General features: G+C 38.9%; 14 protein-coding genes. 10 read left to right on the top strand and 4 right to left on the bottom strand.

Features of this window, described 5'->3' with window-relative positions; all coding sequences use genetic code 11:
• The first annotated feature begins 75 nt into the window (after window positions 1-75).
• The 10 genes from AC07U8_RS03215 (at window position 76) to secF (ending at window position 10,262) form a co-directional block, all read left to right on the top strand.
• Entirely contained in the window at window positions 76-1,098 is a 1,023-nt protein-coding gene (locus AC07U8_RS03215) for a hypothetical protein (protein ID WP_270382565.1), read from the top strand.
• A gap of 88 nt (window positions 1,099-1,186) precedes the next feature.
• Window positions 1,187-2,212 carry a hypothetical protein gene (locus AC07U8_RS03210; protein WP_270382564.1) on the top strand — a complete coding sequence of 342 codons (1,026 nt, stop codon included), beginning with the start codon at window positions 1,187-1,189 and terminating at the stop codon, window positions 2,210-2,212.
• Window positions 2,213-2,231: 19 nt separating this feature from the next.
• Window positions 2,232-2,801, top strand: coding sequence for a LemA family protein (locus tag AC07U8_RS03205; protein WP_004723147.1), 570 nt, complete (start codon window positions 2,232-2,234; stop codon window positions 2,799-2,801).
• A 259-nt stretch (window positions 2,802-3,060) separates the two neighbouring features.
• Window positions 3,061-3,777 carry a nicotinamide riboside transporter PnuC gene (pnuC, locus tag AC07U8_RS03200; protein ID WP_034609901.1) on the top strand — a complete coding sequence of 239 codons (717 nt, stop codon included), beginning with the start codon at window positions 3,061-3,063 and terminating at the stop codon, window positions 3,775-3,777.
• Between the two features lie 11 nt (window positions 3,778-3,788).
• On the top strand, window positions 3,789-4,802 hold the full coding sequence (locus AC07U8_RS03195) for an AAA family ATPase (RefSeq protein WP_270382561.1): 1,014 nt from the start codon (window positions 3,789-3,791) through the stop codon (window positions 4,800-4,802).
• 239 nt (window positions 4,803-5,041) lie between these two features.
• On the top strand, window positions 5,042-5,458 hold the full coding sequence (locus AC07U8_RS03190) for a hypothetical protein (RefSeq protein ID WP_004819026.1): 417 nt from the start codon (window positions 5,042-5,044) through the stop codon (window positions 5,456-5,458).
• Between the two features lie 275 nt (window positions 5,459-5,733).
• Window positions 5,734-6,864: a tRNA guanosine(34) transglycosylase Tgt gene (gene tgt, locus AC07U8_RS03185; protein ID WP_004723155.1), complete on the top strand. Its 1,131-nt coding sequence runs from the start codon at window positions 5,734-5,736 to the stop codon at window positions 6,862-6,864.
• Between the two features lie 134 nt (window positions 6,865-6,998).
• Window positions 6,999-7,328, top strand: coding sequence for a preprotein translocase subunit YajC (gene yajC, locus AC07U8_RS03180; RefSeq protein ID WP_004723156.1), 330 nt, complete (start codon window positions 6,999-7,001; stop codon window positions 7,326-7,328).
• A gap of 53 nt (window positions 7,329-7,381) precedes the next feature.
• A complete protein-coding gene (gene secD, locus AC07U8_RS03175; protein ID WP_004723158.1) occupies window positions 7,382-9,283 on the top strand; it encodes a protein translocase subunit SecD in 1,902 nt (633 codons plus the stop codon).
• A 10-nt stretch (window positions 9,284-9,293) separates the two neighbouring features.
• On the top strand, window positions 9,294-10,262 hold the full coding sequence (gene secF, locus AC07U8_RS03170) for a protein translocase subunit SecF (RefSeq protein WP_494737302.1): 969 nt from the start codon (window positions 9,294-9,296) through the stop codon (window positions 10,260-10,262).
• Window positions 10,263-10,443: 181 nt separating this feature from the next.
• On the opposite strand, the gene AC07U8_RS03165 is transcribed toward secF, so the two are convergent.
• The 4 genes from AC07U8_RS03165 to AC07U8_RS03150 form a co-directional block, all read right to left on the bottom strand.
• Entirely contained in the window at window positions 10,444-11,151 is a 708-nt protein-coding gene (locus tag AC07U8_RS03165; protein WP_419314238.1) for an XAC2610-related protein, read from the bottom strand.
• A 126-nt stretch (window positions 11,152-11,277) separates the two neighbouring features.
• Complete coding sequence (locus AC07U8_RS03160) at window positions 11,278-12,732, bottom strand: NAD(P)(+) transhydrogenase (Re/Si-specific) subunit beta (RefSeq protein WP_494737301.1); 1,455 nt, start codon at window positions 12,730-12,732, stop codon at window positions 11,278-11,280.
• A 3-nt stretch (window positions 12,733-12,735) separates the two neighbouring features.
• Window positions 12,736-13,056, bottom strand: coding sequence for a proton-translocating transhydrogenase family protein (locus AC07U8_RS03155; RefSeq protein ID WP_004723166.1), 321 nt, complete (start codon window positions 13,054-13,056; stop codon window positions 12,736-12,738).
• Between the two features lie 11 nt (window positions 13,057-13,067).
• Complete coding sequence (locus tag AC07U8_RS03150; protein ID WP_494737300.1) at window positions 13,068-14,195, bottom strand: Re/Si-specific NAD(P)(+) transhydrogenase subunit alpha; 1,128 nt, start codon at window positions 14,193-14,195, stop codon at window positions 13,068-13,070.
• Between the last annotated feature and the right edge of the window lie 568 nt (window positions 14,196-14,763).

Raw genomic sequence — 14,763 nt, 5'->3', positions numbered from 1 at the left:
CACCACGCTTTGCATTCAAAATCATTTTTTCGTTACAATCAGGCATCTAAGCACTTGCTACAATAATGAATAAAGATGAATGATTTACTCACAAAAATTCAAAATGCCTTTAGTCAACAACACGCCAACAATGGCAAGACTCAGCATAATATCCATGCAATCAATCAATTACTCTCGTCAAATCAGGATTTTGAACAGATCATTGCAAGCTTAAAGAATTGGCAAGATGATCCGAGTCTATCTATTCAAAATTATACGTTTTGGCTTTTTATCGCGATCGCGATTGGCTTATTTGTACTGGCTATTTTTACCCACCCGATGCTCTTACTGGTTGCGGGTGCGAGTGTGGCTTTTGCTTTCTATAAGCGCACTTCGACAAAAGCACTCAATCAATTGGTTGAAGATACTCATCAAAAGAACCTAGAAGCAAAATATCAAATTCGCTTCTATCCTAACGCCTTCGATGAAAATATTGAGTCTCCCTATAATTTCCCATTATTTGGTTTAGGGGATCATGAAAATACCATTGGTTATTGCATTTATGGCGCTTGGCAGGTCAACGGCATCAACTATCCATATATGCTGTTTAATTATCATTATGTGGATGAAGTCGAAACGCGTGATTCAGAAGGCAAGAAAAAGACCGAATATCGCCATTATGATTTATGGGGGATCATCCTAGAAAACTTCCCTGCTCAAGGTATCAGTATTTCATCTAAACAAAATCGAGCCTGCCGTCTTGGGGTAAAATGGTCGAGTGGGGATATTCGTTTCGACAATCAGTACCAATTAAGTGGTACAAATGAAATGCAACTTGCCAAATTTTTCACACCAAATCATGTATTAATGCTTGATCAAGCCATGGCTTATTTTAAAGGTGATTTTTATGTTCAAGCTCAGCGCCCTTCTTTGTGCTGGCTGTTTAAAACGGATATTACCAAAGCGCAAATGCAAGTCGATAAAGTTCAAACTGTCTATGATTTGGCTGCACAACTTGAAAGTATGAACATGCCTGATTATGAGCAGCTTAAAGATTCACTGATCACGATTCTACAAGAAGTCCAGCCTCATTATGGGACAAATAAAGTTGAAAAATAAACAATTTACTTTGTCGATACAATAATTTATCGCATACTGATCAATCTGGAATTCGAACTTTAATAGACTTCAATCATGATTATTTGCCATGCCTATAGAAACCGTTGAGCGATTACTTCACCTACGCACAAGAAAAAATAAACATGTGATGCGCAATATCGCTCGGCTTTGGGAAATTGGACAACAGGCTCAATCTGCACAAGATATTTTAGATGGCTTACATCCGTGGGGAGAATGTAGAGAGTTATCTTTTCATAACCTCATCCCCAGACTGCTGTTTATGATTGGGGTACTGACTGCAATTTTTGGTTGGCTGATTCATCACTATATTCCATACCCACTGAGTCTATTAGCAGCCTTGTTATGCTGTTTTGGCGCTTATTTAATTTATGAGCAAAGCGATCCAATTGATGAAGTCATCAATTTTTTAGAACAGCGCATGATGTTTCTCCGCTACGAATTAGATTTTAATAAAACCCCAAGTCATATCTCCACAACAAGCAATAGCTTTTTGGTCATGAGCAAGTTAAAACAAAGTTTTCCGTTGTTTTCGCAAGGCAATGTGTTGAATGAGATTGAACAATTTGCATCCACCAAATGGTTTGATGGTGAACAAGAACATCATGTGATGTTATTTCAGTATCATTATGTCGATGAGTTTTCACTGCCCAATACTCAGGGTGAAAAACAGAAAATTAAGGAAACTCATAAAAATCAATGGGGCGCTTTTATTTTTCAATTACCCGCCCTCGGCTTTGCCGCCAGTAATAAACATCATGAATTTATTCCGCCCTATACCCAAATATGGAAAACTGCGGATATTCTGGTCAGTCAAAATTTATATATTTTTGGCTATGATCAACATCAACTTGCCCGTACCATTAGTCCAAGTATCACCTTAAAATTAAGTGATTTTTTTCAACACTATTCAGGTGATATTGTTTATCATTTTGAAGAAAATATGCTGTGCTATATGGGAGATCAAGATCTCTTTCGCATTCGTCGTAAAAAACAAAAGCTTCAGGATATTTCAGCACTTCGTGGACATTTAAGAACATTAACCATGCCTGAATATGAAAAATTTAAACAGTGCATGCTAAACTTGATTTCATAAATCAAAAGGAATAATCAAAATGGGTTTAATCATATTTATTGGGATTTTTATTGTTCTGATCGTTTGGGGTATTCTGGTCAGAAATAACATTGTGCGTTATTTCAATGCGACACAACGCGCATGGGCTGAAGTTGCCAACTTTGAACGCCAGAAAGTAAAAACACTGGAAACTTTAGAGCAAACTTTGGCGCAATATACACAGTTTGAAAAATCAACTTTGGAAAAAGTGACCGAGTTACGTCAGCAAATTTTGAATCTAAATCTAAACAATACTGATGTTTCTCAACTACAACATGTTGAAAAACTCAATCAAGATTTAATGAAAAGTTTAAATGTGGTGGTTGAAAATTATCCTGAACTCAAAGCGGATACTTTGTATGCAAAAATGATGGATGATATTCAAGAACAAAATGAAAATGTCGGTGCAGCAATTACCATCTTTAACCGTAATGTTGAAGAATTTAATAACACCATCGAAATTTTCCCAAACAATATGATCAATACCATTACTTTGGCAAAGAAAACAATTCGTCCATTTTCCGACAATGTGGTTACTCAGAATTTTGATTACAAGCCTAATTTTAACTAAGCTTTACTCTATATTATTAGAAAAATCCATCCTTCCCAAAAGAGTATTGGGAAGGTTCTTTAATCAAACATCACTTAAATAAATACGTAAAAAACAAATAATCACAATGGATTTATCAACAGGCTTGGTAAAAAACAATGGGCAACAGTCCAGTCCTTGCATGCGATTAAACTAAAATTTCAAATCGTCTGTAGGATTTAAATCGGGTATAAATTACCAGCAAATAACACCAACAGCATTACTTAGAATTACCAACCCTATGTTGAAAATCTTTTCCACCCCTCCCTTTCGCCTTCTTTTCAAAAACTGGAATGTATTTGAAATTGTTTGGCTTTTTAGTTTTATTTTCATCGGCTGTATCATTACCTTAGTTCAACACGATACATGGTTTAATTTCGTGGTATTACTCAGCGGAATTCTCTGTGTGGTATTAGCAGCAAAAGGCAATATTCTCAATTATAGTTTTGGTTTATTTAATAGCTGTGCTTATGCATGGATTTGCTATAACAACGGGCTTTATGGCGAAATGGGACTGAATCTCTTATTCTTTGTCCCAACCGCTTTGATCGGCATGCTACTTTGGCAGCAACATACCAAAGAAAAACAATTACAACAGGCCTATACCCTTCGGCAGGCTTATTTGATTTTGATCATCCTGAGCAATATAGGTTGTATTGCGATACTCGGTTATCTTCTTGCCCAAATTGCCACTCAAAATACGCCTTATATCGATGCAACCACCAATATTCTTGCAATCACAGCAACGATTTTGATGCTGCTGCGTTTTAAAGAACAATGGTGGTTCTATATTACTTTAAATATCTTCAGTATTTTAATGTGGGCGATCCGGACCATTGATGGGAGTGGTGATGGTGCAATGATGTTATTGATGTGGTCGGCCTTTCTGATCAATGCCATCTATGGCTACTATAACTGGAACAAACTGGCACAAAACTATTCAAACTCATCCTATTGAATTTAAAAACTATGAAAAAAATCGGACTCACACTCGGTAAATATGCGCCCTTACATGCAGGTCATGTGCATGTATTTGAAACAGCATTACAAGAGGTGGATGAGCTGTATGTATTGATCTATCAAAGTTCAATTACAAGCATCCCCTTAAACATTCGCGCCCAATGGATCCGTGATTTATTTCCTCAAATTCATGTAATTGAAGCATGGGATGGGCCTGAGGGTTATTCCAATGATCGGGCGTTTGAAATAGAACAAGAAAATTACATCATTCAAAAGCTCAATGGTGTGAAAATTTCGCATTTTTATAGTAGTGAATTTTATGGTGAGCATGTCAGCACAGCACTCAATGCAATTGATCGTAGAGTGGATGAGTCACGTTTACAGGTGCCGATCTCCGCTACAATGATTCGAGCAAATGCCTTTCAAAATCGAAAATTTATTCCCAACTGTGTCTATGCGGATTTGATTAGCAAAGTCGTCTTTGTCGGTGCAATGTCTACAGGCAAGTCGACTCTGGTTGAAGCGCTTGCGAAAAAGTATGCAACAACTTTTGCCCCAGAATATGGGCGTGAATATTGGGAAACTCACCAAGTTGATCGTCGTATCGGTTTTGAAGATTTCAATATTATTGCAGATCGTCATATCGCCTATGAAGATCAGGTCACTTTAGATGCAAACCGTTATTTATTTGTAGATACCAACGCGATAACCACAGCGATGTTTTGTATGGATTATCATGGACGATTACCTGAGCACCTCAAACAACTTGCACTCGAAAATGCACAGCGCTATGACTTATTTTTCTTGTGTGAAGATGATATTGCTTATGACGACACTTGGGATCGTAGCGGCCCACAAAAAAGAGCTATTTTTCATCAGCAAATTATTGCGGATCTCAAACAACGTCGGATTCCATACCTCGCTTTAACAGGAAGTTTAGAACAACGGATTGCCAAGGTTGAACAAGTGCTAAATCAGTTTGATAAATTCAACAATTTTTTTGGATCAGCTTTAAAGCCATGATCAGGAATTGATTATGGCGATTGAGTATATTTGACTCGGAACATATTGCATAAATCACCATGTGGAAATTTGAATAAAAAATTCAGTCATAATCCTGTTTATTTTCAATATAAAAAATGACATTTTGATCATTTTCTGATATTTTCAGACCGCTAAAAAATGACTATTTTTAGAACAAAACGATCAACTTAAAATGATCAACTTAATAAAAAGACAATCTAAAGATTGGAGTAAATCAAATGTTAAAAAAATTATTCATGATGTTATGTCTGTGTTTTCTTTGGCAAGCCCCTGCTCAAGCGAAAGGCCTGTTAGTTTTCAATACAGGCGATGAAATGTTTAAGGTTGGCCCATTTCCACAAGAGCTGTTAAGTCAATATGAAGATCTTAAAAGTTTAAGCGCAGGCTATAAATGTAGTCACTTTGGAATCTTATGGGCAGATGTCAAAACATGGGACTGCACCTTGGTCGGTATGACTGATGCAGAACCAGATACGTTTTATGAATTACCTGATGATGTCATTTCAACCTTAAGTAAAAACCCTGAATACCAAGAAAATAAAATGCAACGTAATTTTTGGAATCATTATGGAATATTCATCATGATTCTGGGAGTTATCGCCTTGATCATTATCGGTCGTAAGGCAAAAGACTAATTTTCTATCTTGTCCAAATCTAAGCTCAAAAGCGAACCACTATTCGCTTTTGAGCTGCATAAAAATAATACCTTGATATTCAAACAATAATTATTCAACGATAAAAAAATGATTCTCCTATCAACCTATTGATGTTCAAGGCGCTAAATCAATAATTTTAAATTTAACATTATGAAAAACAACATGACTGGTATTCGACCATAAAATCAGGGAAAATAGCCCCCTTTTGCAATTATCAATCAGCGAACTGTTTTTTCGCCAGATTTAGGTTATTTATGAAGTTTGAAAAATTAGGTCAGTCGGGGCGTGCTCGTCGTGGTCGTTTAACTTTAGAACATGGTGTGATTGAAACACCTGTGTTTATGCCTGTGGGAACTTACGGCACAGTTAAAGGCATGTTGCCACGCGATATCGAAGACATCAAAGCACAAATTATTTTAGGCAATACCTTCCATCTTTATTTACGTCCTGGACTAGATGTTATCCGTGAACACGGCGGTTTGCATGAGTTTATGAAATGGGGCAAACCGATTCTTACTGATTCAGGCGGCTTCCAAGTCTTCAGTCTGGGTGCTATGCGTAAAATCAAAGAGGAAGGGGTTACTTTCCGCTCACCTATTGATGGTTCAAAAGTCTTTTTATCTCCTGAAATTTCAATGGATATTCAACATACATTGAACTCAGATATTGTGATGATTTTTGATGAATGTACGCCATATCCAGCGACCCATGAAGAAGCACAGAAATCGCTTCAATTGTCATTACGTTGGGCGAAGCGTTGTAAAACACAACATCACGATGTTTTAAAAAATAGAAACGCATTGTTTGGAATCATTCAAGGCGGCATGTATGAAGACCTTCGTGAAGAGTCTTTAAACGGTCTTAAAGAAATTGATTTTGATGGCTTTGCGATTGGTGGTTTATCTGTCGGTGAACCAAAAGAAGAAATGATCAAAGTTTTGGATTATCTGCCTGCAAAAATGCCAGAAGATAAACCACGTTATTTGATGGGTGTGGGTAAACCAGAAGATATCGTTGAAGCAATTCGTCGCGGTGTCGATATGTTCGACTGTGTCATGCCAACTCGAAATGCACGTAATGGTCATTATTTTGTTACCGATGGTTTGGTTCGGATTCGTAACAGCCAATATCGTCATGATCAAAGTCCACTGGATCCACATTGCGACTGTTATACCTGTACCAACTTCACCCGTGCTTATTTATTCCATTTAGAAAAATGCGGTGAAATGCTCGGTTCAATGTTGGGCACGATCCATAATTTACGTTATTACCAACGTTTTACCCAAGATATTCGTGATGCTTTAGATCAGGGAACTTTTGATGAATACGTGACTGATTTCTATCAACGTCGCGGTTTAGAAGTTCCTCCTTGTCCTGCTGACTAATGCCCCAATATAAAGTTGAATTGAAGATTAATTCAACAGTATTTGCGCTGAAACCCAAGACAAGGTAAATTGCTGAACAAGTCAATTTAAAAGCCATGAAAATGGCAGATAATTTTTAACATTAGGAAATTAGAATGAGCTTATTTATTTCTTCTGCTCACGCTGCAGCAGCGCCTGCACAAGGCCCAGGCATGATGGCAAACATATTGATGATTGTAGTATTTGTTGCAATCTTTTATTTTCTCATCTGGCGTCCTCAAGCAAAACGTGCAAAAGAACACCGTACCTTAATCGAAAGCTTAGGTGTTGGCAGTGAAATTGTCTTTGCAGGCGGCTTAATGGGTCGTATCCTAAAAATTGATGGCGACTTTGCAGTGGTTGAATTAAGCAAAGGAAATGAAGTCAAAGTTCAACGTGCAAGTGTTATTTCAGTACTCCCTGAAGGCACATTAAATAACCTTTAATCATAAAACGGTCGTGCACTTAGCACGACTTTTTCATTTTAAGAAGAAAGCGAATGCGTTACCCTGCATGGAAATATATATTGATTCTAGTGGTACTAGTGATCAGTACATTATATGCGCTGCCGAGTTTGTATCCTGACGAACCTGCTGTTCAAATTTCTGGTGCCAAGGCTGGTACCACAATTGATCAGTCTGTCATACAAAAAGCAGAGCAAATTTTAAAAAGTGAAAATATTAGCAGTCATGATAATACCTTCACCAACAATGCTGCCCTTCTGCGTTTAAATACGTCTGAAGCACAGTTAAAAGCAAAAGATGTCCTCAGCAAAGGTTTGGGTGAGAACTATACCGTTGCATTAAACCTTGCACCAACCACACCTGAGTGGTTGCAAAAAATTGGCGCTAAGCCAATGAAGCTTGGTTTGGACTTACGTGGTGGTGTTCATTTCTTACTTGAAGTAGATATGGACAAAGCTATTGCACAACGTATGGAAACCTCAGCAACAGACTTACGTCGTGAGTTCCGTGACAATAAGATTAAATTTAATAGTCTTTCATTGAACAACAATACCATTACGATTCAGTTTGCAAATAATGATGACCGTGCAGCGGTAATGGACTTTTTACGTCGTGATGGGAATAAGTTCAATCAACAAGCTTTAGCAACGGATACAGGTTCTACGCTTAAGTTGACTTATAACGATGCGACCAAGCAAGATATTCAATCTTATGCACTTAACCAAAACTTAACCACTTTACGTAACCGTATTAATGAGTTAGGTGTGGCTGAAGCATTGGTACAAAGCCAAGGTAGCAACCGTATTGTGGTTGAATTGCCTGGTGTACAAGATACTGCCGAAGCTAAACGTGTCTTGGGGCGTACTGCAAACCTTGAATTCCGTTTAGTGTCTGATTTAAATGATCAATATATTGACCGTTTCACAGGTAAATATAATGGTCAACCTTTACCGCCAGGTACTGAAGTTTTTGCTTACGAATCTTTGGACAGTGGTCGTGAACTGTTATTAAATCGCAGCCGTATCCTTACGGGTGAACGTGTACAAAATGCATCAAGTGGTTTTAGCCAAGATAGTGGTGGCGCTGAAGTAAATATTACTTTAGATACTGCTGGTGGTAAGTTGATGTCAGACGCAACCCGTACTGCTGTTGGCAAACGTATGGCGGTTTTGTTTATTGAAAATAAACAAAAAATCACCTCTGTTGCTGATCCAGTTACAGGTGCAATGACAGAAGTTCGTACCCCATATACTGAATCTGTGGTAATCAATGCTGCAAATATTCAAGCGGTTTTAGGTTCATCTTTCCGTATTACTGGTTTAGATTCTCCTCAAGAAGCGGCTGAACTTGCATTGATGTTACGTGCTGGTGCTTTAGCTGCACCAATGTACTTTGTAGAAGAACGAGTTGTTGGTCCAAGTTTGGGGCAAGAGAACATCGACAAAGGCGTATTATCAACGCAAGTTGGCTTCCTGCTTGTTGCAATCTGGATGATCGTGTTCTTCCGTCTATTTGGTTTAATTGCGGATGTAGCATTAGTGATTAACTTAGCAATGCTTCTCACCATCATGTCTTGGATCGGGGCTTCACTGACCTTACCAGGTATTGCAGGTATCGTAATCACCATTGGTATGGCGGTCGATGCCAACGTACTGATCTGTGAGCGAATACGAGAAGAAATGCGCTGGGGGGCCTCGCCCAAACAGGCCATTATTGCCGGTTATGATCGAGCCTATAACACCATTCTCGACTCAAACTTAACCACATTCTTGGTTGCATTTATTCTGTTTGCTATTGGTACAGGTCCGATCAAAGGCTTCGCTGTAACGCTGATGATTGGTATTATTTGCTCAATGTTTACTGCAATTACAGTAACACGTGCAATTGTCCAATTGGTATATGGCAGAAAGCGTAACTTGAATAAGTTGAGCATATAGGAGATCGAAGATGACTGATGTGACTCAACCGAAAAAGAAATATGGTCGCCCAGATGATGAGCATGTAATTAATTTCATGAAGATTGCCAAACCAGCGGCAATCATCTCAATCCTTTTGACCATTGCAAGTATCTTCTTTATTGCAACCAAAGGCTTAAATCTTGGTTTAGATTTTACTGGTGGTGTTTCTGCAGAATTGAACTATCAATATGCAGCAAAACCAGCAGACGTGATTTCGAATTTGGATAAAGCCGGCTTTAAAGATGCAGTTGTACAAACATTAGGTTCAAACAAAGACTTAATTGTACGTATGCCTGCGCAAGACCTTAAAGTTGAAGACTTAAGCAATACCATCACCAAAGCGGTTCAACTGCCAAATAACACTGCTGTTGTTCATAAGGTTGACTCTGTCGGTGGTCAAGTCGGTAATGAGCTATATTTACGCTCTGCAGGTGCTGTAGCGCTTGCAATGCTACTTATGCTGATCTACGTGACCATTCGTTTCGAGTTTAAACTTGCAGTTGGTGCAGTGCTTTCATTACTGCACGATGTGATCGTAACGATTGGTATTTTTGCAATGATGGAATGGCCATTTGACCTTACTGTTTTAGCGGCTATTCTTGCCTTAATCGGCTTCTCGTTAAACGATAACATTGTTGTATCGGATCGTATCCGTGAAAACTTCCGTAAGATTCGTGGCGCGACACCGTTAGAAATTGTGAATATTGCCTTAACTGAAACCTTAAAACGTACCATTCATACCTCGATGACATTATTGCTGGTTGTACTTGCAATGATGTTCTTGGGTGGTGATGGCTTACACTGGTTCTCAGTTGCCATGTTTATTGGTGTATTTGTAGGTACGTATTCTTCAATCTATATCGGTACTGCATTTGCATTGTGGCGTGGTCTTAACCGTCAAGACTTTATCGTACAAGTTAAACCTGAATTTGAAGATGAAGAGCATATTCCTCATTAAGTTTCAGTTTTAATTGAAAAAGCTCATCTTTGGATGGGCTTTTTTATGCTTAAAATCTAACATCACAACGCAAAGAAGTTGTTCTATTCATAAAACCTTACGCTATCCCACAATTCAGCATCTGTCGATTTACATCATATAGCGATATCAATACAGAATAGCGATACGAGGTAAATTGTGACTACTGAGCATAATATTTTGCAGTTGGATAATACTTGGTCTTTTCCTTCCATCTTCCATTGACCAGATTGCGATCTGTGACTTCAACTTGATCACCTTGTGGTGAGGTTGCATCCTCAATAAACTCTCGAACCAGCAATAAACCTTTTCTAGGTACAACTTGATACTCAGAACGAATATGGTAGCAACAGCCACTTTTATTAAAGGTGATGATGCGTTTACGCTTTTTGTCTAGCTCAAACATACCTAAATTTTCTTGAGTGAGTACAGACAGTTCCTGACTTAAAACAAATTTATTCTTGCTTTGATTAAATACATAAATGTCATACACAGGACCGCCATAAGAACCATAATTGCCGTTTCTAATCGCGAGGTCTTCTGTTCCATCGAAGTTAAAATCATCAAAAATCAAAGGACTTTGTTCGCCATAAAGCTGTATAACATTAACACTCGGTTTAAACTTTTCATCCAAATACATGGTCAATTCATCAGAGTGAAATGCTTGAAATACCGCTTTACTGCCCTTTTTAAATAGCTTTACTTCGGCCTTAGCCCCACATTCATCTTTTTCACATGCAATATCAATTACGGCATCATAGTGTTTCGAGCCATCTTGAATTTCAAAAACTTGTGCATGCGTTATAGATAAGGAAAATGCCAGATAGATGCCTAAGCTGTTACAGATTATTTTAAATGGTTGATTCATCATTTTTTATTCAGTCAATTTTATCAAAATCATAGCATTAAAATTGCTTAAATAAAAAACCGCCCGAAGGCGGTTAGGCTCCCTCCTTTATCAAAGGAGGGTTGGGGGTGGATTTAATCCGATAGCGGCTTAGTGCCCACCACCATTGATTGCTTTTGTCATCTCTTCAACAACTTTCTTGGCATCACCAAAGATCATCATGGTTTTGTCATTGTAGAATAAGTCATTATCTAAACCTGCATAACCTGTTGCCATAGAGCGCTTGATTACCATAATGGTACGTGCTTTATGTGCTTCAAGAATCGGCATGCCATAAATTGGTGAGCTTGGATCATCTTTAGCCGCTGGGTTAACCACGTCATTCGCACCAATCACCAATACAACATCAGTCGCTGGGAAATCAGAGTTGATCTCGTCCATTTCCAAGATGTCTTCATATGCAACATCAGCTTCCGCCAACAATACATTCATATGACCAGGCATACGACCTGCAACTGGATGGATTGCAAAACGAACCGTTACACCTTGCTCTTTTAAGATTTCACACAATTCTTTCACTGCGTTTTGTGCACGACCTTGCGCCATACCATAACCCGGTACAATCACAACGCTGTCCGCATTCGACATCAAGAAGCCCGCATCATCCGCAGAACCAGAACGGTAATTACGTTGAACTTGCTCACCTTTATCAACCGATGCTACAGCCGTACCACCCATCGCACCACCAAACAATACATTGATGATTGAACGGTTCATTGCTTTACACATGATGTAAGACAGAATCGCACCTGATGAACCCACCAGTGAACCAGCAACAATCAACATGTTGTTTTCAAGTGTGAAACCAATACCTGCCGCAGCCCAACCAGAGAATGAGTTCAGTAGTGAAACCACAACTGGCATATCACCGCCACCGACTGGTGCAATCCAAACCCAACCAAATGCCAATGCCAATGCAGTCATTGCCCAGAATGCTTGCATATTGCCTGTGGTAAAGAAGTACACACCACACGCCAGCATAGCCAGAAAAATGATCGCTTGAACGGGTTTAACCCAAGCACCTGAAATGGTTTTTGCCCATTTCTTTGCAGCTAACTTACCATAAGCAAATACAGATGCAGTAAAGGTAATCGCACCAACGAAGCAACCGACGAATAATTCAAATAAATGAACTTTACTCATATGCGCATGCTGTACACCAGCAGCGGTTAAAGCAGATTCGTTTTGCGCAAACAAAACAGTCAGTTGGTTATTATGTAAAATTGCAGCAATTGCAATCAGTACCGCAGCCAAACCGACAAGTGAATGCATCAATGCCACTGTTTCTGGCATTTGTGTCATTGGAACTGTACGTGCACGTGCAATACCGACAATTGCACCCAACACCATTGCACCACCAATCATCCATACAACAGGATGATCTGCGACAAAGAATGTGGTGATTACCGCAATCGCCATGGCAATCATACCGTAACGGTTACCAGCAATCGCAGTTTTAGGACCTGAAAGACCACGTAAGGTTAAGATGAAAAGGACAGCACCTACAAGGTAGAACCAATCCGCATATTCTCGAATAAATTCCATAGATTAGCCCTCTTTTTTCTTTTGTTTTGGCTTAAACATTTCAAGCATACGTGCAGTCACTGCGAAGCCACCAAAAATGTTAATACTTGCCAAGAACACTGCAATTGCACCAAGTACACTAACAACATTCACGGACTGGAATTGTACACTTGCATCTACAACACCAGGAATTCCAACTGTTTGTATCATCGCACCCACAACGATAATTGAGGACAATGCATTGGTTACTGCCATTAACGGCGTATGCAATGCAGGTGTGACACCCCAAACCACGTAGTAACCAACAAAGATGGCTAAGACGAAAATAGTAATAGTTTCAACCATGATGACTCTCCTTAACCACGCTTCAGCAGTACTTGACCGCCATGAGTTACTAGAAGTGCTTTTTGAATTTCGTCTTGTTGATTGATGGCAAAGTTTTTCTCTTGATCAAACAAAGTTTCTACGAAATTGAAAACATTACGTGCATACAGTGCCGAAGCTTCTGTCGATACTGTAGAAGGAATATTTGGAATACCTAAAATCGTCACGCCATTGTCAGTGACAACATTTTCACCGTTCTTAGAACCTTCAACGTTGCCGCCTGATTCAACCGCCATATCTAGGATGATTGAACCTGGTTTCATTTTGGCAACAGTTTCAGCTTTGATTAAGCGAGGTGCATCACGACCTGGCAACAACGCAGTAGTAATCACGATGTCTGCATTTGACACTGCTTTATCTACGATGATGGCTTGGTCTTGAATATATTGCTCGCCTGGCATCCAGCCATAACCATTTTTAGCGGCATCGGCAGCTTTTTGTTTTTCTTCATCAGACATCGGTACATCTAACCACTTACCACCAAGTGATTCGACTTGGTCACGTGCAGTTGGACGTAAATCTGTTGCTTCAACAACTGCGCCTAAGCGTTTTGCAGTTGCAATGGCTTGAAGACCTGCGACACCCACACCCATAATCACGATACGAGCGGGTTTCACAGTACCTGCAGCAGTCATCAGCATTGGGAACATACGTTGATATTCCGCAGCGGCCAATAACACCGACTTATAACCTGCAAGGTTGGCTTGAGAAGACAATACATCCATATTTTGCGCACGAGACAGTGTTCGTGGCAAAAGCTCTAACGCAAATGCAGACACTTGTTGTGACGCAAATTGGTCAAGTTCAGTATTACGGTATGGGTCAAACATTGCTACCACAGCTGTTCTAGCGGCAAGCTTTTGAATTTCCTCACCTTGTGGTGCACGAACTTTCAAAATAATTTGACTACCTGTATAGGCATCATCTGTAATTTTAGCGCCGACTTGTTCATAAGCACTGTCAATATAAGCCGCTTTTTTACCAGCGCCTCGTTCAATGACAATACTATGACCAGCACTAATCAACTTTTTTACTGTCTCTGGCGTAGCGGCTACGCGGTTTTCACCGACGACAGATTCTTTTGGGATTCCAATCTGCATGAGCGTTCCTCAAGCTAATTTTTCTTCAAGTAAACATCGTAAATAACCCGATGTTTCCCCCAGATGCGTTGTTATGAATTTTTGGATTCTAATTGAACTTTTTTAAAATACCACCCAATATTTATTTAATAAATACCCATATTTTGAACTGATGATTCATAAATATAATTGTGCGATATACCCTATATTCAATTTATTGTATTTTTCTCGCATTATCCTGCCCAGTTTTTTTGACATATCCTGTCTCCAATTTTTAAAAACGGTTATTTTTTAATCACACATCCATGTTTTAAGCTGCTCTCTCTACCCTACTGATTGGCATTTACAGCAGTATGATTCACTTTTAAGCATTTTGACTTGCTGTTTAAATACTCCATAAAACAATAGATTTAGCATAAAAACCATCATCCCTATTGACCTTTCTGACAAATTACATGGTTTTTTTATTAGCTTATATTGGCCTTTTCTATCATTTTTTCCGTCAAAAATGTAAGTCGGTTTTTATTACATTTTTTAATTTCATTAATAAAAAAAAGTACTTGGAATAACCATTAGAATTACCGCAGAA

This window comes from Acinetobacter sp. GW821-FHT01E09 (assembly GCF_059422385.1).
This window is presented reverse-complemented; position numbering and strand designations above follow the sequence as displayed.